Below are 18,769 nucleotides of genomic sequence, written 5' to 3'. Positions count from 1 at the left end.
CCGCCGATTGCCCGCTACGGATTTCCCACAGAATGAATGCCGCGGGCCCGACATGACGTCGGGCTGGCGGCGAAACAAGGAGTTGCAATGAAAGCATTGCTCGATCTCTTTAAGCAGGTTCAGCAGGAAGAGCAGTTCGACGCGATCAAGATCGGCCTGGCTTCGCCGGAGAAGATCCGTTCGTGGTCGTACGGTGAAGTGAAGAAGCCGGAAACGATCAACTACCGCACGTTCAAGCCCGAGCGCGATGGCTTGTTCTGCGCCAAGATCTTTGGCCCGATCAAGGACTACGAGTGCCTGTGCGGCAAGTACAAGCGCCTCAAGCACCGTGGCGTGATCTGCGARAAGTGCGGCRYCGAAGTSACSCTGGCCAAGGTGCGCCGCGAGCGCATGGGCCACATCGAACTGGCTKCGCCGRYCGCGCACATCTGGTTCCTGAAGTCGCTGCCGTCGCGTCTGGGCATGGTGCTCGACATGACGCTGCGCGACATCGAGCGCGTGCTGTACTTCGAGGCATTCGTGGTGCTCGAGCCCGGCATGACCCCGCTCAAGAAGAGCCAGATCATGTCCGAGGACGACTACATCGCCAAGTGCGAGGAGTACGGCGAGGGCGAGTTCGTGGCCATGATGGGCGCCGAAGGCATCCGTGAACTGCTGCGTGGCATTGACATCGAAAAGCAGATCGAAACGATCCGCGCCGAGCTGCAGGCCACCGGTTCCGAAGCCAAGATCAAGAAGTTCGCCAAGCGCCTGAAGGTGCTCGAGGCGTTCCAGCGCTCAGGCATCAAGCCCGAGTGGATGATCCTGGAAGTGCTGCCGGTGCTGCCGCCCGAGCTGCGTCCGCTGGTGCCGCTGGACGGCGGCCGCTTCGCGACCTCGGACCTGAACGACCTGTATCGCCGCGTCATCAACCGTAACAACCGCCTGAAGCGCCTGCTGGAWCTGRMKGCGCCMGAKATCATCGTGCGCAACGAAAAGCGYATGYTGCAGGAAGCGGTCGAYKCRCTGCTGGACAACGGCCGTCGCGGCAAGGCGATGACCGGCGCCAACAAGCGTCCGCTGAAGTCCCTGGCTGAAATGATCAAGGGCAAGGGCGGCCGTTTCCGTCAGAACCTGCTGGGCAAGCGCRTCGACTACTCGGGCCGTTCGGTCATCGTGGTGGGCCCGACGCTCAAGCTGCACCAGTGCGGCCTGCCCAAGCTGRTGGCGCTCGAGCTGTTCAAGCCCTTCATTTTCCACAAGCTGGAAACGATGGGCATCGCCACCACCATCAAGGCGGCGAAGAAGGAAGTGGAAAGCCAGACCGCGGTGGTGTGGGACATCCTCGAAGAGGTGATCCGCGAGCATCCGGTCATGCTGAACCGCGCGCCGACGCTGCACCGCCTGGGTATCCAGGCGTTCGAGCCGGTGCTGATCGAAGGCAAGGCCATCCAGCTGCACCCGCTCGTCTGCGCGGCGTTCAACGCCGACTTCGACGGTGACCAGATGGCTGTGCACGTCCCGCTGTCGCTGGAAGCGCAGATGGAAGCCCGCACCCTGATGCTGGCCTCCAACAACGTGCTGTTCCCGGCCAACGGCGACCCCTCGATCGTGCCGTCGCAAGACGTGGTGCTGGGTCTGTACTACACGACCCGCGACAAGATCAATGGCAAGGGCGAAGGCCTGACGTTTGCCGACATCAGCGAAGTGATCCGCGCCTACGAGAACAAGGAAGTCGAGCTGGCTTCCCGCGTGAACGTGCGTATCACCGAGTATGAGCTGGTGGACAAGGACGCCGTGGGCGATGCCCGCTTCGCGCCCAAGATCACGCTGCAGGCCACCACGGTCGGCCGCGCGATCATGTCCGAGATCCTGCCGAAGGGCCTGCCTTTCTCGGTGCTGAACAAGCCGCTGAAGAAGAAGGAAATCTCGCGCCTGATCAACACCGCGTTCCGCAAGTGCGGCCTGCGCGAAACCGTGATCTTCGCCGACAAGCTGCTGCAGTCGGGCTTCCGCCTGGCAACGCGCGCCGGTATCTCGATCGCCATCGACGACATGCTGGTGCCGCCGCAGAAGGAAAAGATCATTTCCGACGCGGCAGCCAAGGTCAAGGAATACGACAAGCAGTACATGTCGGGCCTGGTGACCGACCAGGAGCGTTACAACAACGTCGTGGACATCTGGGGCGCCGCCGGCGACCAGGTGGGCAAGGCGATGATGGAACAGCTCCAGCACGAAGACGTGGTCGACCGCGACGGCAATACCGTCAAGCAGGACTCGTTCAACTCGATCTACATGATGGCCGACTCGGGTGCGCGTGGTTCCGCTGCGCAGATCCGTCAGCTGGCCGGCATGCGGGGCCTGATGGCCAAGCCGGATGGCTCGATCATCGAAACGCCGATTACGGCGAACTTCCGTGAAGGCCTGAACGTTCTGCAGTACTTCATCTCCACCCACGGCGCCCGTAAGGGTCTGGCCGACACGGCACTGAAGACCGCCAACTCGGGTTACCTGACCCGTCGTCTGGTCGACGTGACGCAGGATCTGGTGGTGGTGGAAGACGATTGCGGCACCACCAACGGCGTGGCCATGAAGGCCCTGGTCGAAGGCGGTGAAGTGATCGAAGCCCTGCGCGACCGTATCCTCGGCCGTGTGACGGTGAGCGACGTGGTGAACCCTGAAACCCAGGAAACCGCGATCGAAACCGGCACCCTGCTGGACGAAGACCTGGTCGACATGATCGACGCCCTGGGCGTGGACGAAGTGAAGGTGCGCACCCCGCTGTCGTGCGACACGCGCTACGGCCTGTGCGGCATGTGCTATGGCCGCGACCTCGGCCGCGGCGTGCTGGTGAACTCCGGCGAAGCGGTTGGCGTGATCGCCGCCCAGTCGATCGGCGAACCGGGCACGCAGCTGACCATGCGTACGTTCCACATCGGTGGCGCGGCATCGCGTGCGGCAGTGGCATCGAGCGTGGAAGCGAAGGCAACCGGTACCGTGCGTTTCACGGCGACCATGCGTTACGTCACCAACGCGAAGGGCGAGCTGATCGTCATTTCGCGTTCGGGCGAAGCGCTGATCACCGACGACCACGGCCGCGAGCGCGAGCGCCACAAGATCCCGTACGGCGCGACGCTGCTGGTGCAGGACGGCCAGGCCATCAAGGCTGGTACGCAGCTCGCAACGTGGGACGCACTGACGCGCCCGATCGTGTCGGAGTACACCGGCACGACCAAGTTCGAGAACGTCGAAGAAGGCGTGACCGTCGCCAAGCAGATGGACGAAGTCACCGGCCTGTCGACCCTCGTGGTGATCGACGCCAAGCGCCGCACGGCTGCCACCAAGGGCCTGCGCCCGCAGGTGAAGCTGCTCGACGCGAATGGCCAGGAAGTGAAGATCCCGGGCACGGACCACTCCGTGACCATCGGCTTCCAGGTCGGCGCGCTGATTACCGTGAAGGACGGCCAGCAGGTGCACGTGGGTGAAGTGCTTGCACGTATCCCGACCGAATCGCAGAAGACCCGCGACATTACCGGGGGTCTGCCGCGCGTGGCCGAACTGTTCGAAGCGCGTTCGCCGAAGGACGCCGCCGTGCTGGCGGAAGTCACCGGCACGACTTCGTTCGGCAAGGACACCAAGGGCAAGCAACGCCTGGTGATCACGGACCTGGACGGCAACGCCCACGAGTTCCTGATCGCCAAGGAAAAGCAGGTCCTGGTGCACGATGGTCAGGTGGTGAACAAGGGCGAAATGATCGTGGAAGGTCCGGCGGACCCGCACGACATCCTGCGCCTGAAGGGCATCGAGGAACTGGCGCACTACATCGTCGACGAAGTGCAGGACGTGTACCGTCTGCAGGGCGTGAAGATCAACGACAAGCACATCGAAGTGATCGTGCGCCAGATGCTGCGCCGCGTGCAGATCTCAGATGTGGGCGACACCAAGTTCATCCCGGGTGAACAGGTGGAGCGTTCGGAACTGCTCGACGAGAACGATCGCGTGATCGCCGAAGGCAAGCGTCCGGCCACGTACGAAAACCTGCTGCTCGGTATCACCAAGGCGTCGCTGTCCACCGACAGCTTCATCTCGGCGGCATCGTTCCAGGAAACCACCCGCGTGCTGACCGAAGCCGCGATCATGGGCAAGACCGACGACCTGCGTGGTCTGAAGGAAAACGTGATCGTCGGCCGTCTGATCCCGGCCGGTACCGGCCTGGCCTACCACCGCGCCCGCAAGGCGCGCGAGGCGGCCGAGCGCGAACGCGCCCAGGCGATCTCCGACGAAGAGCAGTCGCTCTTCATCGAGCCGCCGGTGGTGCCCGCGACGACGGAAGGCGAGGGCGACGCGGTCTGATTTCCATGACCACGTTCCATCCCGCCTGCTGAGTCACAGCGCAAGGCAGCAGATGTTGAAAAAGCCCGGCTTTCGAGCCGGGCTTTTTTTCGTCCGACGTTCCCGCATCGCGCATGGGGTCTTTCGGCAGCCTTTCATCATGCTTTCGCCCGCCTTTCAGCGGCCCGGCCGGGGTGTTGTCGCGCGTTTTCGGGAATCCCGCGGGATACGGCGGGATGCAGGCAAAAGCGGTTCAATTCGAAGCATTTGTCGGAAAGTCTGCCGAATTATTGCGAATTAAGAAATTAAAGACGCAACTCATTGACTTGACCCCTTCCGGCGATGCTCCTAGCATCCAGGCCAACCGCCTGTTTTGTTCGCAGCAAGAACCGGAGTTCGACAGGCGATACAAATCATCATCTTGTGGGGACAAGCAGTGAGCAAGATCGCAGGTTTCTTTACCGAATTGATGCGCCGGTATTTGCCGGATCCTTTCGTTTTCGCCATCGCGCTGACGTTGTTGACCATGGCCATGGCGGTCCTGGTGGAAGGGCAGCCGGCCCCTGCGGTGATCCTGAGCTGGGGCAAGGGATTCTGGAACCTGCTGTCGTTCACGACGCAGATGGCGGTGATCCTGGCCATGGGCTATGTGCTCGCCACCGCGCCGCTGACCGACCGGCTGCTTGAGCGCATCGTCAGCGCTGTGCACACCCCGCGCGGCGCCGTGATCGTCGCCACCCTGGTCGGCGGCATCGGCAGCTACCTGAACTGGGGCTTCGGCCTGGTCATCGGCGGCATCATCGCCAAGAAGCTCGCCACCAAGGTGCGCGGCGTGCATTACCCGCTGATCATCGCCGCCGCATACAGCGGCTTCACCATGTACGGGCTGGGCCTGTCGGCCAGCATCCCGGTGCTGATCTCCACGCCGGGACACCCGCTCGAGAAATCGATGGGCGTGGTGCCGCTGTCCGAGACCATCTTCTCGCTGCCGATGCTGCTGACCAGCCTGGTGGTCATCGTGACCCTGCCGCTGCTCAATGCCTGGCTGCACCCGCGCAATCCCGCCGACGTGGTCGAGATCAAGCCCGAGGCCGCCGGCGGCAACGACGCTGCGCAAGGTTCCGCGCACAGCCTGGGCGTGGAGAACACGATCGCATCGAAGCTCAACAACAGCCGCATCCTGAGCCTGGCCATCGGCCTGTGCGGCGTGGGCTACGCCGCGCTGTACTTCCGCGCCGGCGGCTCGCTCGACCTGAACCTGATCAACTTCATGATCCTGTTCCTCGGGGTGCTGCTGCTGGGCACGCCGGTCAACTACGTGGCCAAGCTCAACGAAGGCATCAAGACGATTTCCGGCATCATCCTGCAATACCCGTTCTATGCCGGCATCATGGCCATCATGGCGGGCTCGGGGCTGGTGGACACGATCTCGCGCGTGTTTGTCGACATCGCCACGCCGCAGACACTGCCGTTCTGGGGCCTGATCAGCTCCTTCGTCATCAACTTCTTCGCGCCGTCCGGCGGCGGCCACTGGGTGATCCAGGGCCCGTTCATGATCGATGCGGCCAAGGCCATCGGCAGCTCGATCAGCCAGACCTCGATGTCGGTGATGCTCGGCAACGCGTGGAACGACCTGGTGCAGCCGTTCTGGATCCTGCCCGCGCTGGCGCTGTCCAAGCTCAGCCTGAAGGACGTGATGGGCTACACCGTGATCATGATGTTCTGGGTGGGCCTGGTGTATATCGGCGCCCTGCTGCTGTGGGGCACGCAGATCGGCTGAGTGCCTGCCGCGGCGTAGATCGTGATGCATTTCGCAACGAAGCAGACAAGACAGAGGAGACCATCATGCCGTTCCTGATCGAAACCTGGGACAAGCCCGCCCACCAGCACGTGCGCCAGGCCAACCGGGCATCCCACCTCGGATACCTCGAGGCCAACAAGGCGCTGCTGCTGGCGTGCGGCGCCAAGCTCAACGACGACGGCAGCGATGCCGGCGGCGGTTTCTACATCGTCGACCTGGAAACACGCGAAGCCACGCAGGCCTTCATCGACGCCGATCCCTTTGCCGCCGCCGGGCTGTTCGCCGAGGTGCGCATCACGCGCTGGCGCAAAGCCTATCTGGGCGGCGAGCGCTACATCTGAACCTGCGTCCGGGCGACGCCAGACCCGGCCCGCGCGCCGGCACGACGGCCTGCCCTGGCAGGCGCGCGCCGGTGCAATACCCGAGATCAACATGCGATGGAAGAACCGGCCGGACGGCTCCAACTGGGGCGATTTCGGCCCTGACGACCAGCTCGGTCGCCTGAACCTGATCAGCCCGGACAAGGTGCGCGACGCGGCGCGCGAGATCCGCACGGGCAACACCTTCAGCCTCTCGCTGCCGCTCGACATGCCCGGCGGCAATGCACTCAATGTGCGGCGCCATCCGCCGCAACTGCGCCCGACCTTCCGCGACGGCGTCGCCTACGTCAACTTCCCGCTGGCCAAGGTCGACGCCAGCGCCGTCGACGTGCTCAGCGACGACCAGGTCCTGCTGTCGCTGCAATATTCGACGCAGTGGGACGCGCTGGCGCATGTCGGCGCGTTGTTCGACGCCGATGGCGACGGCGTGGCCGAGCGCGTCTACTACAACGGCTTCCGCCCGAACCAGGACATCGTCGGCCCGGTCGACTATGCCGAAGCGGACGGCTTCGCCGCCCACGCATGCGGCCACGACCACAGCCATGCGCACGCGCTGGGCATCGAACGCTTTGCCGAGCACGGCGTCCAGGGCCGCGGCGTGCTGCTGGACCTGGCCGAATACCACGGGCGCGAGTTCGCCACCCTCGGCTACGACGCCCTCATGCGCGTGATCGAGGCCGACCACGTGGAGATCGGTGAGGGCGACATCCTGGTGCTGCGCACCGGTTTTGCCGAGATGGTGCTCGAAATGAACGGCACCCCCGACGCCGAGCGCCTGCACCATAGCTGCGTCGCGCTCGACGGGCGCGACGAGCGCCTGCTGCAGTGGATCACCGACAGCGGCATCGCCGCGCTGGCGGCCGACAACTATGCCGTGGAGCGCTTTCCCGCGCGCCCGGCCAGCGGCACCGCGCCGGCACTTCCCCTGCACCACCATTGCCTGTTCAAGCTCGGCCTGCCGCTGGGCGAGCTGTGGTACCTGCGCGAGCTGGCGGCATGGCTGCGCGCCAACGGCCGCACGCGCTTCTTCCTCAGCGCGCCGCCGCTGCGGTTGCCGGGCGCGCTCGGCTCGCCGCTGACGCCGGTCGCCACGGTGTGACCCTGCATTCGTCGAACGAAATACCACTTCCCGCAAAGCTCAGGAGATATTCATGTTGTTCATGGCCGAAATGACCGTCCGCATCCCGCATTCGCTCGATCCGCAATTCGTCGAGCAGCTCAAGCAGGACGAGAAGGCGCTGTCGCAGAAGCTGCAGCGCGAGGGCAAGTGGCGCCACCTGTGGCGCGTGGCCGGCCAGTATGCCAATGTCAGCATCTTCGACGTCAGGGACAACGACGAGCTGCACACGCTGCTGACTTCGCTGCCGCTCTACCCATACATGGACATTTCGGTAACGGCGCTGGCGCAGCACGGTTCGGCCATCGCGCAGAACTGAGCGGCGCCGCCACCCGTCCGCCGGACGATTCGCCGACCGATTCGCCGACCGACCGTTCCAACCCATCGATCCACCGGAGTTCCGCACCATGCCCCACGCAGATCTTTCCGACGTCCGCCTGCACTATCGCCTCGACGGCGATGCCAGCCTGCCGGTGCTCGTCCTGTCCAACTCGCTCGGCACCAGTCTCGACATGTGGCAGCCACAGGTGGCGGCGTTCTCGCAGCGCTACCGCCTGTTGCGCTATGACACGCGCGGCCATGGCGCGTCCTCGGTCACGCCCGGGCCTTACACCATCGCGCAACTGGGCCAGGATGTGACCGGCCTGCTGGACCACCTGCAGATCGAGCGCGCGCATTTCTGCGGCCTGTCGATGGGCGGCATCACCGGCATGTGGCTGGGCGTGCACCAGCCGCAGCGCATCGACCGCCTGGTGCTGTGCAATACGGCGGCCTACATCGGCCCGCCGGAGAACTGGACCAACCGCGCGGCGGCGGTCGAGCGCGACGGCGTGGCGTCGATCGCCGCGGCGGTCGTCGATAAATGGCTCACCCCCGGGTTTGCCGCGCAGCAGCCCGCGCTGGTGGCGTCGCTGCAGGCCATGCTGGGCGCGACCGACGCGGCCGGCTACGCCGCCAACTGCCGCGCGGTGCGCGATTCGGACCTGCGCGAGGCCATCCAGGCCATCGCGCGCCCGACGCTGGTGATCGCCGGTGCCAACGACCTGCCCACGCCGCCGCGCGATGGCGCCTTCCTGGCGCAGGCCATCCCCGGTGCGCGCTATGTCGAGCTGGAGCCGGCGGCGCACCTGTCCAACCTGGAGCAGGCCGAGCCGTTCACCAGGGCCGTGCTGGATTTCCTGCAGGGCTGATGCGGCGGGAGGCGGGCCGGCAGGCTTGCCGCTGCCCCCGCCGTCTCCCCGCGGCCATCCGCGCGAATGCGCAACGGTCGGAAACGTTTGTACCGTGCCCTTAGTGGTATGGTTACGCCTTTCCCGGCTAGCCGGGGCTTTTCTGGCTTCACCGCTTTCGTTTCCCTATGTCGCGCGCGCTGGCGATTCTCAAGGATGTATTCGGGTACCACGCCTTCCGCGGCCGGCAGGCCGAGATCATCGACCATGTGGCCGAGGGCGGCGACTGCCTGGTACTGATGCCGACCGGCGGCGGCAAGTCGCTGTGCTACCAGATTCCCGCACTGCTGCGGCAGCGCGCGGGGCAGGGCACCGGCATCGTGGTGTCGCCGCTGATCGCGCTGATGCAGGACCAGGTCGCCGCGTTGTCCGAGGCGGGCGTGCGCGCTGCCGTGCTGAACTCGACACTCAGCGGGGCCGAGGCCGCCGCGGTGGAGCGCGACCTGCTCGCCGGCCGCCTCGAGATCCTCTATGTGGCGCCCGAGCGGCTGATGACGCCGCGCTTCCAGGACCTGCTCGAGCGTACCCGTATCGGCGTATTCGCCATCGACGAGGCGCACTGCGTGTCGCAGTGGGGGCATGATTTCCGCCCGGAATATATCCAGTTGTCGGTGCTGCACGAGCGCTTTCCGTACGTGCCGCGCATCGCGCTCACCGCCACCGCGGACTCGGTCACGCGCGAGGAAATCGTCGAGCGCCTGGCGCTGCATGACGCGCGCGTCTTCGTCTCCAGCTTCGACCGCCCCAATATCCGCTACCGCATCGTCGAGAAGGACAACGCGCGCCAGCAGCTGCTGTCCTTTATCAAGGCCGAGCATCTGGCGGCGGACGGCACCCACGACAGCGGCATCGTCTACTGCCTGTCGCGCAAGAAGGTCGAGGACACGGCCAGCTGGCTGAGCAGTCACGGTCTCAACGCGCTGGCATACCACGCCGGCATGGACGCTGGCGTGCGCCAGCATCACCAGGCCCGTTTCCGCRAGGAAGAGGGCGTGATCATGGTCGCCACCATCGCCTTCGGCATGGGCATCGACAAGCCCGACGTGCGCTTCGTCGCCCACCTGGACCTGCCCAAGAGCATGGAAGGCTACTACCAGGAAACCGGGCGCGCCGGCCGCGACGGGCTGCCCGCCAGCGCGTGGATGGCCTATGGCCTGGGCGACGTGGTCCAGCAAAAGCGCATGATCGACGAGTCGGAGGCCGACGAGGCCCACAAGCGCGTCTCCTCGGCCAAGCTCGATGCCCTGCTGGGACTATGCGAAACCGCGGGCTGCCGGCGCGTGCGCATCCTGGCGTACTTCGACGAGGCCAGCGAGCCATGCGGCAACTGCGACACCTGCCTGGAGCCGCCCGCAACCTGGGACGGCACGCGCGAGGCGCAGATGGCGCTGTCCTGCGTCTATCGCACGGCGCAGGCCAGCCGCGTGCATTTCGGCGCGACCCACCTGGTCGACGTGCTGCGCGGCAACGCATCCGAGAAAGTGCGCCAGTGGGGGCATGACAAGGTGTCGACGTTCGGCATCGGCGCCGAGCGCACGGTCTCGGAATGGCACGCGGTCTTCCGCCAGCTGATCGCCCACGGCCTGCTGGTGATCGACCACGGCGGGCATGGCGCGCTGCTGCTGGGCGAGTCTGCCCGCGCCGTGCTCAAGGGCGAGATGCAGATCACGCTGCGCCGGCAGGCCAGCAAGCCTGGCCGCAGCGGCGAGCGCGCCGCGCGCGGCGGCGGCACGCGCACCGACCAYACCGCGGACATGGATGCCGATGCGCTCGCCAACTGGGAGGCGCTGCGCAAGTGGCGCACCGAGACCGCGCGCGAACATGGCGTGCCGGCCTATGTGATCTTCCACGACGCCACGCTGGCCGAACTGGCGCGCAGCGCGCCGGACTCGCTGGTCGCGCTGGCCGAGGTGCCCGGCATCGGCGCGGCCAAGCTCGAGCGCTATGGCGACKCCCTCCTGGAGGCGCTGGGCTCGGTCTAGCAGGGCAGGCGGCGCCAAGGTATACGTATACGAAAGCGGCTTGACCGTTTACGGATCCCCTGCTAGCATGTCAGATTCGAGTTTTTGGCTTTGGATTTCGCTCGCCTGTCGGATTTGTGGCCTTCGGTTCGCAATCGGCAAGCCTGCCGGGGGATCAACGATGTTCCCGGCGGTGTGGTCGCAGTGGGATCCCTGGCGAGCTCGCGCTCTTTGGCCGTCTGTACTTCCACAGGTCCCGTCTCAAGAGCGCCCGCTCACTTTTCCCGCCCAAAACCCGTCGTTGCCCTTCCGGCCCATTGCTTGTGGCGGAGGGGTGTTTTTCCGTAAAACCAAGCTGGATTGAACAATGCCAACTATCAACCAACTGGTTCGCAAGCCGCGCGTCTCTGAAGTCGTCAAGAGCAAGAGCCCGGCGCTTGAGAACTGCCCCCAGCGTCGCGGCGTGTGCACCCGTGTGTACACCACKACKCCGAAGAAGCCGAACTCGGCMCTKCGTAAGGTYGCCAAGGTGCGCCTGACCAACGGTTTCGAGGTTATCTCGTACATCRGCGGTGAAGGCCACAACCTGCAAGARCACTCGGTYGTKCTGATCCGCGGCGGCCGTGTGAAGGACTTGCCGGGTGTGCGTTACCACATCGTCCGTGGCTCGCTCGACCTGCAAGGCGTGAAGGATCGCCGCCAGGCTCGTTCGAAGTACGGCGCGAAGCGTCCGAAGGCTGCCTGAGGCTAACGCCAGGCAAGCAGGGCGAACAGCCCGAAGCAACAACCGATGGCCTGTGGCGATTGCGTCATGGTGCTGTCACCAGGCGGCGGTACAACGGAGCGTTTTTCGCGCCGTGCCGTCGAGTAAGTGGTCACCCGGCGAATTTGCCTGAATGGAAAGGCAAGCTAGTTGGTGGCCGGAGAGCGGGAAATTTGTGCCGCGCTCTCAACTGAATCTAAAGGAAAAAAGATGCCACGTCGTCGTGAAGTCCCCAAGCGGGAAATTCTGCCTGATCCGAAGTTCGGTAACGTTGAAGTTGCCAAGTTCATGAACGTGCTGATGCTGGACGGCAAGAAGTCGGTTGCCGAACGTATCGTCTACGGCGCGTTCGACCAGATCGAGAAGAAGGCAGGCAAGGCCCCCGTCGAAGTGTTTTCCGTTGCCATCAACAACGTGAAGCCGGTGGTCGAAGTGAAGAGCCGTCGCGTGGGCGGCGCCAACTATCAGGTTCCGGTCGAAGTCCGTCCGTCGCGTCGTTTGGCATTGGCGATGCGTTGGCTGCGCGAGGCCGCGAAAAAACGCAGCGAGAAGTCGATGGCGCTGCGCCTGGCAGGTGAGCTGCTGGAAGCATCGGAAGGCCGCGGCGGCGCAATGAAGAAGCGCGACGAAGTGCACCGCATGGCCGAAGCCAACAAGGCGTTCTCGCACTTCCGCTTCTAAAGCGCGCGGGTTACGTCGTTGGTTGCCGGGCGGGCTGTGTCATGACACGCTCGCCCGTTTGTGTTACGGGTGCTGGCAATGAGATGTCGGCGCCTCACGGACGAATAGAGGATTAAAGTGGCTCGTAAGACTCCCATTGAGCGCTACCGCAACATCGGTATCTCGGCTCACATTGACGCGGGTAAAACCACCACGACCGAACGTATCCTGTTCTACACCGGTGTGAACCACAAGATCGGTGAAGTSCAYGATGGCGCMGCCACCATGGACTGGATGGAGCAGGAGCARGAGCGYGGCATCACCATCACCTCCGCTGCCACCACCGCCTTCTGGAAGGGCATGGCGGGCAACTACCCCGAACACCGCTTCAACATCATCGACACCCCGGGCCACGTGGACTTCACCATCGAGGTGGAGCGCTCCATGCGCGTGCTGGACGGCGCGTGCATGGTGTACTGCGCAGTGGGTGGCGTGCAGCCGCAGTCGGAAACCGTCTGGCGTCAGGCCAACAAGTACGGCGTGCCGCGTCTGGCATTCGTCAACAAGATGGACCGTACCGGCGCGAACTTCTTCAAGGTCTACGACCAGCTGAAGACCCGCCTGAAGGCCAACCCGGTGCCCGTCGTGGTGCCGATCGGCGCTGAAGACGGCTTCCAGGGCGTCGTCGATCTGCTGGAAATGAAGGCGATCGTTTGGGACGAAGCCAGCCAAGGCGTGAAGTTCGAATACCAGGACATCCCGGCTGAGCTGCAAGCCACCGCTGAAGAATGGCGCGAGAAGATGGTCGAGTCCGCCGCCGAAGCCAGCGAAGAGCTGATGGAAAAGTACCTGGGCGGCGAAGAGCTGACCCGCGCCGAGATCGTCAAGGCGTTGCGTGACCGTACCATCGCCTGCGAAATCCAGCCGATGCTGTGCGGCACCGCGTTCAAGAACAAGGGCGTGCAGCGTATGCTCGACGCCGTGATCGACTTCCTGCCGTCGCCGGTCGATATCCCGCCGGTCAAGGGCGTGGACGAAAGCAACGACGAGAAGAAGCTCGAGCGCAAGGCTGACGACAGCGAGAAGTTCTCGGCGCTGGCGTTCAAGATCATGACCGACCCGTTCGTCGGCCAACTGATCTTCTTCCGCGTGTATTCGGGCAAGATCAATTCGGGCGACACCGTGTACAACCCGGTGAAGCAGAAGAAGGAGCGTCTGGGCCGTATTCTGCAGATGCACGCCAACCAGCGCGAAGAAATCAAGGAAGTGCTGGCCGGCGACATCGCTGCTGCGGTGGGCCTGAAGGATGCCACCACGGGCGATACGCTGTGCGATCCGGCTGCCCCGATCGTGCTCGAGCGCATGGTGTTCCCGGAGCCGGTGATCTCGCAGGCTGTCGAGCCGAAGACCAAGGCTGACCAGGAAAAGATGGGCATCGCCCTGAACCGCCTGGCCGCTGAAGATCCGTCGTTCCGCGTGCGTACCGATGAAGAATCGGGTCAGACCATCATTTCGGGCATGGGCGAGCTCCACCTCGAAATTCTGGTCGACCGCATGAAGCGCGAATTCGGTGTGGAAGCCAACATCGGCGCGCCGCAGGTGGCCTACCGCGAAACCATTCGCAAGAAGGCCGAAGACGTCGAAGGCAAGTTCGTCAAGCAGTCGGGCGGCCGCGGCCAGTACGGTCACGCTGTGATCACGCTGGAACCGCAAGAGCCGGGCAAGGGCTTCGAGTTCATCGACGCCATCAAGGGCGGTGTGATTCCTCGCGAATACATCCCGGCGGTCGAGAAGGGTATCGTCGACACGCTGCCGGCCGGTATCCTGGCTGGCTTCCCTGTGGTGGACGTGAAGGTCACGCTGACCTTCGGTTCGTACCACGACGTGGACTCGAACGAAAACGCGTTCCGCATGGCCGGCTCGATGGCTTTCAAGGACGCCATGCGCAAGGCCAGCCCGGTTCTGCTCGAGCCGATGATGGCCGTGGAAGTGGAAACGCCGGAAGACTACACGGGTACCGTGATGGGCGACTTGTCGTCCCGCCGCGGCATCGTGCAGGGCATGGACGACATGGTGGGCGGCAGCAAGATCATCAAGGCCGAAGTCCCGCTGTCGGAAATGTTCGGTTATTCGACGTCGCTGCGCTCGGCCACGCAAGGCCGCGCCACGTACACCATGGAATTCAAGCACTACGCTGAGGCACCGAAGAACATCGCCGAAGCCGTGATGGCGGCCAAGGGCAAGTAAGTAAAGCTTAACCGCCGCGCGCGACCCGCGCGGCGGTGCAATGAACTGTATAAAAGACTGCATTCCATTAGGAGCTGAAAAATGGCAAAGGAAAAGTTCGAGCGGACCAAGCCGCACGTGAACGTTGGTACGATCGGTCACGTTGACCATGGCAAGACCACGCTGACGGCAGCGATCGCCACGGTGCTGGCAGCAAAGTTTGGCGGCTCGGCCAAGAAGTACGACGAAATCGACGCAGCGCCGGAAGAGAAGGCACGCGGTATTACCATCAATACCGCCCACGTCGAGTACGAAACGGCTAACCGCCACTACGCCCACGTTGACTGCCCGGGCCACGCTGACTATGTGAAGAACATGATCACGGGCGCAGCGCAGATGGACGGCGCGATCCTGGTGTGCTCGGCCGCCGACGGCCCCATGCCCCAGACCCGCGAGCACATCCTGCTGGCCCGCCAGGTTGGCGTGCCTTACATCATCGTGTTCCTGAACAAGTGCGACATGGTCGACGACGCCGAGCTGCTCGAGCTGGTCGAAATGGAAGTGCGCGAACTGCTCTCGAAGTACGAGTTCCCCGGCGACGACACCCCGATCATCAAGGGTTCRGCCAAGCTGGCACTCGAAGGCGACAAGGGCGAGCTGGGCGAAGTGGCGATTCTGAGCCTGGCCGACGCGCTGGACACCTACATCCCGACGCCGGAACGTGCCATCGACGGTACCTTCCTGATGCCGGTGGAAGACGTGTTCTCGATCTCGGGCCGTGGCACGGTTGTGACCGGTCGTATCGAGCGCGGCATCATCAAGGTCGGTGAAGAAATCGAAATCGTCGGTATCAAGCCGACGGTCAAGACCATCTGCACCGGCGTGGAAATGTTCCGCAAGCTGCTGGACCAAGGTCAAGCCGGCGACAACGTGGGTCTGCTGCTGCGCGGCACGAAGCGCGAAGACGTCGAGCGCGGCCAAGTGCTGTGCAAGCCGGGTTCGATCAAGCCGCACACGCACTTCACCGGCGAGGTCTACATCTTGTCGAAGGACGAAGGCGGCCGTCACACCCCGTTCTTCAACAACTACCGTCCGCAATTCTATTTCCGTACGACACAAGGAAATGGTCATGCCCGGCGACAACGTGTCGATCACCGTCAAGCTGATCGCCCCGATCGCCATGGAAGAAGGCCTGCGTTTCGCCATCCGTGAAGGCGGTCGTACCGTCGGCGCCGGCGTCGTGGCAAAGATCCTCGACTGATAAAAAACTTCCTGGAACTGGCTGGCGGTACAATACCGCTGGCCTTTTCCCATGTTCCAGGGCGCTCGCGCCCATCGCTCTTTTAAGGAAATATCATGCAGAACCAGAAGATCCGTATCCGCCTGAAGGCTTTCGACTATCGCCTGATCGACCAGTCGGCAGCCGAAATCGTGGATACCGCCAAGCGTACTGGCGCGATCGTCAAGGGCCCGGTGCCCCTGCCGACCCGCATCCAGCGCTTCGACATCCTGCGTTCGCCGCACGTCAACAAGACCAGCCGCGATCAGTTCGAGATCCGCACTCACCAGCGCCTGATGGACATCGTCGATCCTACCGACAAGACCGTTGACGCACTGATGAAGCTCGACCTGCCGGCAGGCGTCGACGTCGAAATCAAGGTGTAAAGTCATTCCGCGCAAGGCCGCTCCGGCGGCCTCGGGCAACAGAGACGGCGAACTTCGGTTCGCCGTTTTTGCTTTTGGGCTCCTGTGCCGTGCGCGGCTGCGCACCCTTACGGCGGTCCGCGCCGCCGCAAGGTCCGGCCCGGCGGTTCGCCGAAGCTTTTGCGGTACTCCACGCTGAACCGCCCCAGGTGGCTGAAGCCCCAGCGCAGCGCCGCCGCCGTCACCGAGTCGACGGTCTTGTCGTTGAGCAAATCGTGCCGGACGCGCTCGAGCCGCACCGCGCGCAGATAGGCCATGGGGCTGATGCCTCGATGCTCGCGGAAGCCCGCGTACAGGCCCCGCAGGCTGACGCCGGCCACCTCGGCCAGCACCGCCGGCGTCAGCGGCGCATGGGCATGCGCATGGATGTATTCCTCCACCAGCCTGACATGGCGCGGCGCCAGCGGCTTGCCCCGTGCCTGCAGCGCATCGCTGAGATTGTTCGGCTGCACCGTCAGCAGCGTTCCGATCACGAGCTGCTCGAGCTGGCAGGCGGTCAGCGGATGCCGCGCCGCGTCCGGCGCCAGCGCGAGCAGCTCCGCCAGGTAGTGCATCAGCTGGTACCAGGATGCCTGGCGGCGCCAGGCCATGCCAAGTTCGAAGCGCAGCGCCTGCTGCGGGCGATGGCCAAGGTGGGCCGCGCAGACCCGCTCCAGCGCGCCGCGCTCCACGCGCACGATCAGCTGGTCGCTATCGGCGCTCCAGCGCATCTGTAGCGGATCGGCGGGCGTCAGCACCGAGGCGGTGTCCTGGTCGGAAACGATGTGCTGGCGTCCGCAGCGGATCTCGGCATGCCCGGCGACAGGCATCTGCACCAGCAGGAAATCCTCGAGCGGGCCCGGCTCGATCCGGACCTCGGCCCCGTAGGACAACCGGTTGAACGATACCGCGCCGAGTGGCGCGTGATGCATGCGCGCGGCCAGCAGGGTGCCGGCAATGGTGAGCTTGTGGGGTTTGAAGACCGCGCCGACCGCCGCACGGGTGCGCGCGTGGTCGGTCGAGGCGAAGACCAGCCGGCTTGGGTCTGACAGCAGGGCGCCTGCCAGCGGCTCGGCGGCCGTGGCAGCGGGGGGCTGCGGCATTGTCTCGCTCCTCGGCGTCAGTGCGCGCCGTTGCTGGGGGTGGCTCCACGGTCCCGCGCGGGCGGGTTCCTTCGCACCACTATAGTGGATCGCCGCGCCCCGGTTTCGCGCGTCCCTTGCCCGGGCCGGCATTTTCCTGCACTAATCGGATAGCCGCTGCATCCGGCGGCTAGCTTGCTGCAGTGCGGATATCCCATCATGGAATCCAGCACGGCAGCCCCAACCCCCCGACAAGACAAGAAAGGAACGCAGCTCATGGGCCAGACCATCCAGATCCAAGCCGCCGACGGCAGCGGTGCGTTCAACGCCTACCTGGCCACACCCGCGGCGGGCAAGGGCCCCGGCATCGTGCTGTGCCAGGAAATCTTCGGCGTCAACGCCACCATGCGAGCGGTGGCGGACTACTACGCCGAGGAGGGCTACACGGTGCTGGTCCCGGATCTGTTCTGGCGCCTCGCACCCGGCATCGAGCTGGACGAGCGCGGCGAAGATTTCCAGCGCGCGCTCGGCCTCTACCAGCGGTTCGACGAAGACCTTGGCGTGCAGGACGTCGGCGCCACGCTTGCCGCGCTGCGCGCGCGCCCCGAATGCGCGGGGCATGCCGGCGTGCTCGGCTTCTGCCTGGGCGGCAAGCTGGCCTACCTGGCCGCCTGCCGGCTCGAYGAGGTGGCTTGCGCGGTAGCGTACTACGGGGTCGGCATCGAACGCGCGCTGGATGAGGCCCGCCATATCAAGGGCCGCCTGGTGCTGCATGTCGCCCAGCGCGACGGCTTCTGCCCACCCGAGGCACAGGCGCAGATCCGCGCCGCGCTGGGCGGCCGCGACGGCATCGAGCTTTATGTCTACCCCGACGTCGACCACGCCTTCGCGCGCGCCGGCGGCGAGCACTATGACCGCCCCTCTGCGCTGATGGCGCACCAGCGCTCGATCGGCGCGCTGCGCGCCGAGATGGGCCCGTACTACGACTTCTCGGCGTTGTGGGACAAGCATTGCGAATACGAATTCGCCACCCGCGATGTCGACGCAACCATGGCGACGATGGTGGCCCAGCCCTACGTCAACCATATCCCGACCATGACCGGCGGCGTGGGCCACAGCCAGCTCAAGCGCTTCTACAAGAACCATTTCGTCCACAGCAATCCGCCCGACACCACGCTGATCCCGCTCTCACGCACGGTAGGTGCCAGCCAGATCGTCGACGAGATGCTGTTCTGCTTCACCCATACCTGCGAGATCGACTGGATGCTTCCGGGCGTGCCGCCGACCGGCAAGCGGGTGGAAGTCCCGCTCATCGCCATCGTCAAGTTCCGCGGCGACAAGCTTTATCACGAGCACATCTACTGGGACCAGGCCAGCGTGCTGGTGCAGATCGGCAAGCTCGATCCCGCGGGCCTGCCCGTGGCCGGCGTGGAAACGGCGCGCAAGCTGCTCGATGAAACGCTGCCGTCGAACACGCTGATGGCGCGCTGGCAGGAGAGCGAAGGCAAGTAGCCGCCGCCTTCGAAGGGATCCTGATCTCGTCGCGACGTATTCAT

At 64.7% G+C, this 18,769-nt stretch carries 14 protein-coding genes and 1 pseudogene; 14 read left to right on the top strand and 1 reads right to left on the bottom strand.

What is annotated here, in order from left to right:
• The first annotated feature begins 87 nt into the window (after positions 1-87).
• The 13 genes and pseudogenes from rpoC to rpsJ all read left to right on the top strand — a co-directional run bounded on the left by rpoC (position 88) and on the right by rpsJ (position 16,113).
• Positions 88-4,332, top strand: a complete 4,245-nt coding sequence (gene rpoC, locus AC1DO7_RS23685) for a DNA-directed RNA polymerase subunit beta' (protein ID WP_477116630.1) — start codon at positions 88-90, stop codon at positions 4,330-4,332.
• A 215-nt stretch (positions 4,333-4,547) separates the two neighbouring features.
• On the top strand, positions 4,548-4,751 hold the full coding sequence (locus tag AC1DO7_RS23680) for a hypothetical protein (RefSeq protein WP_441623847.1): 204 nt from the start codon (positions 4,548-4,550) through the stop codon (positions 4,749-4,751).
• The gene (locus AC1DO7_RS23675) at positions 4,748-6,091 is read left to right on the top strand and encodes a short-chain fatty acid transporter (protein WP_441623846.1); all 1,344 of its coding nucleotides are present in this window, start codon (positions 4,748-4,750) and stop codon (positions 6,089-6,091) included. Before AC1DO7_RS23680 ends, AC1DO7_RS23675 begins: the two co-directional genes overlap by 4 nt.
• A gap of 65 nt (positions 6,092-6,156) precedes the next feature.
• Positions 6,157-6,453 (top strand): YciI family protein, encoded by a 297-nt coding sequence (locus AC1DO7_RS23670; protein ID WP_441623844.1) that lies wholly within the window; start codon positions 6,157-6,159, stop codon positions 6,451-6,453.
• A 91-nt stretch (positions 6,454-6,544) separates the two neighbouring features.
• Positions 6,545-7,591: a cyclase family protein gene (locus tag AC1DO7_RS23665; RefSeq protein WP_441623842.1), complete on the top strand. Its 1,047-nt coding sequence runs from the start codon at positions 6,545-6,547 to the stop codon at positions 7,589-7,591.
• 52 nt (positions 7,592-7,643) lie between these two features.
• Positions 7,644-7,928: a muconolactone Delta-isomerase gene (catC, locus tag AC1DO7_RS23660; RefSeq protein WP_441623840.1), complete on the top strand. Its 285-nt coding sequence runs from the start codon at positions 7,644-7,646 to the stop codon at positions 7,926-7,928.
• Between the two features lie 88 nt (positions 7,929-8,016).
• Positions 8,017-8,799: a 3-oxoadipate enol-lactonase gene (gene pcaD, locus AC1DO7_RS23655; protein WP_441623838.1), complete on the top strand. Its 783-nt coding sequence runs from the start codon at positions 8,017-8,019 to the stop codon at positions 8,797-8,799.
• 167 nt (positions 8,800-8,966) lie between these two features.
• Positions 8,967-10,820, top strand: coding sequence for a DNA helicase RecQ (gene recQ / locus AC1DO7_RS23650; RefSeq protein WP_477116629.1), 1,854 nt, complete (start codon positions 8,967-8,969; stop codon positions 10,818-10,820).
• A 346-nt stretch (positions 10,821-11,166) separates the two neighbouring features.
• Entirely contained in the window at positions 11,167-11,544 is a 378-nt protein-coding gene (gene rpsL / locus AC1DO7_RS23645) for a 30S ribosomal protein S12 (RefSeq protein ID WP_477116628.1), read from the top strand.
• A 228-nt stretch (positions 11,545-11,772) separates the two neighbouring features.
• A complete protein-coding gene (gene rpsG, locus AC1DO7_RS23640) occupies positions 11,773-12,243 on the top strand; it encodes a 30S ribosomal protein S7 (RefSeq protein WP_017224519.1) in 471 nt (156 codons plus the stop codon).
• 117 nt (positions 12,244-12,360) lie between these two features.
• Complete coding sequence (fusA, locus tag AC1DO7_RS23635; RefSeq protein WP_441643626.1) at positions 12,361-14,469, top strand: elongation factor G; 2,109 nt, start codon at positions 12,361-12,363, stop codon at positions 14,467-14,469.
• An 81-nt stretch (positions 14,470-14,550) separates the two neighbouring features.
• Positions 14,551-15,640, top strand: a pseudogene (gene tuf / locus AC1DO7_RS23630) (elongation factor Tu); the annotation flags it as partial.
• Between the two features lie 164 nt (positions 15,641-15,804).
• Entirely contained in the window at positions 15,805-16,113 is a 309-nt protein-coding gene (gene rpsJ / locus AC1DO7_RS23625; protein WP_006160488.1) for a 30S ribosomal protein S10, read from the top strand.
• Between the two features lie 107 nt (positions 16,114-16,220).
• Here the strand turns inward: rpsJ and AC1DO7_RS23620 are convergent, their stop codons facing one another.
• Positions 16,221-17,234, bottom strand: a complete 1,014-nt coding sequence (locus AC1DO7_RS23620) for an AraC family transcriptional regulator (protein ID WP_441617930.1) — start codon at positions 17,232-17,234, stop codon at positions 16,221-16,223.
• 255 nt (positions 17,235-17,489) lie between these two features.
• Between AC1DO7_RS23620 and AC1DO7_RS23615 the strand changes: the two genes are divergently transcribed.
• Positions 17,490-18,725, top strand: a complete 1,236-nt coding sequence (locus AC1DO7_RS23615) for a dienelactone hydrolase family protein (protein WP_441617932.1) — start codon at positions 17,490-17,492, stop codon at positions 18,723-18,725.
• Positions 18,726-18,769 lie beyond the last annotated feature (44 nt).

Source organism: Cupriavidus sp. 05N40 (assembly GCF_056397305.1).
The sequence above is the reverse complement of the archived record's forward strand: the minus strand, read 5'-3'. Positions and strand labels throughout refer to the sequence as shown.

Coding starts and splice junctions, on each gene's coding strand:
- AC1DO7_RS23680 (WP_441623847.1), top strand. CDS start 4,548: ATGCAGGCAAAAGCGGTTCAATTCGAAGCATTTGTCGGAAAGTCTGCC.
- AC1DO7_RS23670 (WP_441623844.1), top strand. CDS start 6,157: ATGCCGTTCCTGATCGAAACCTGGGACAAGCCCGCCCACCAGCACGTG.
- AC1DO7_RS23665 (WP_441623842.1), top strand. CDS start 6,545: ATGCGATGGAAGAACCGGCCGGACGGCTCCAACTGGGGCGATTTCGGC.
- catC (WP_441623840.1), top strand. CDS start 7,644: ATGTTGTTCATGGCCGAAATGACCGTCCGCATCCCGCATTCGCTCGAT.
- pcaD (WP_441623838.1), top strand. CDS start 8,017: ATGCCCCACGCAGATCTTTCCGACGTCCGCCTGCACTATCGCCTCGAC.
- rpsG (WP_017224519.1), top strand. CDS start 11,773: ATGCCACGTCGTCGTGAAGTCCCCAAGCGGGAAATTCTGCCTGATCCG.
- rpsJ (WP_006160488.1), top strand. CDS start 15,805: ATGCAGAACCAGAAGATCCGTATCCGCCTGAAGGCTTTCGACTATCGC.
- AC1DO7_RS23620 (WP_441617930.1), bottom strand. CDS start 17,234: ATGCCGCAGCCCCCCGCTGCCACGGCCGCCGAGCCGCTGGCAGGCGCC.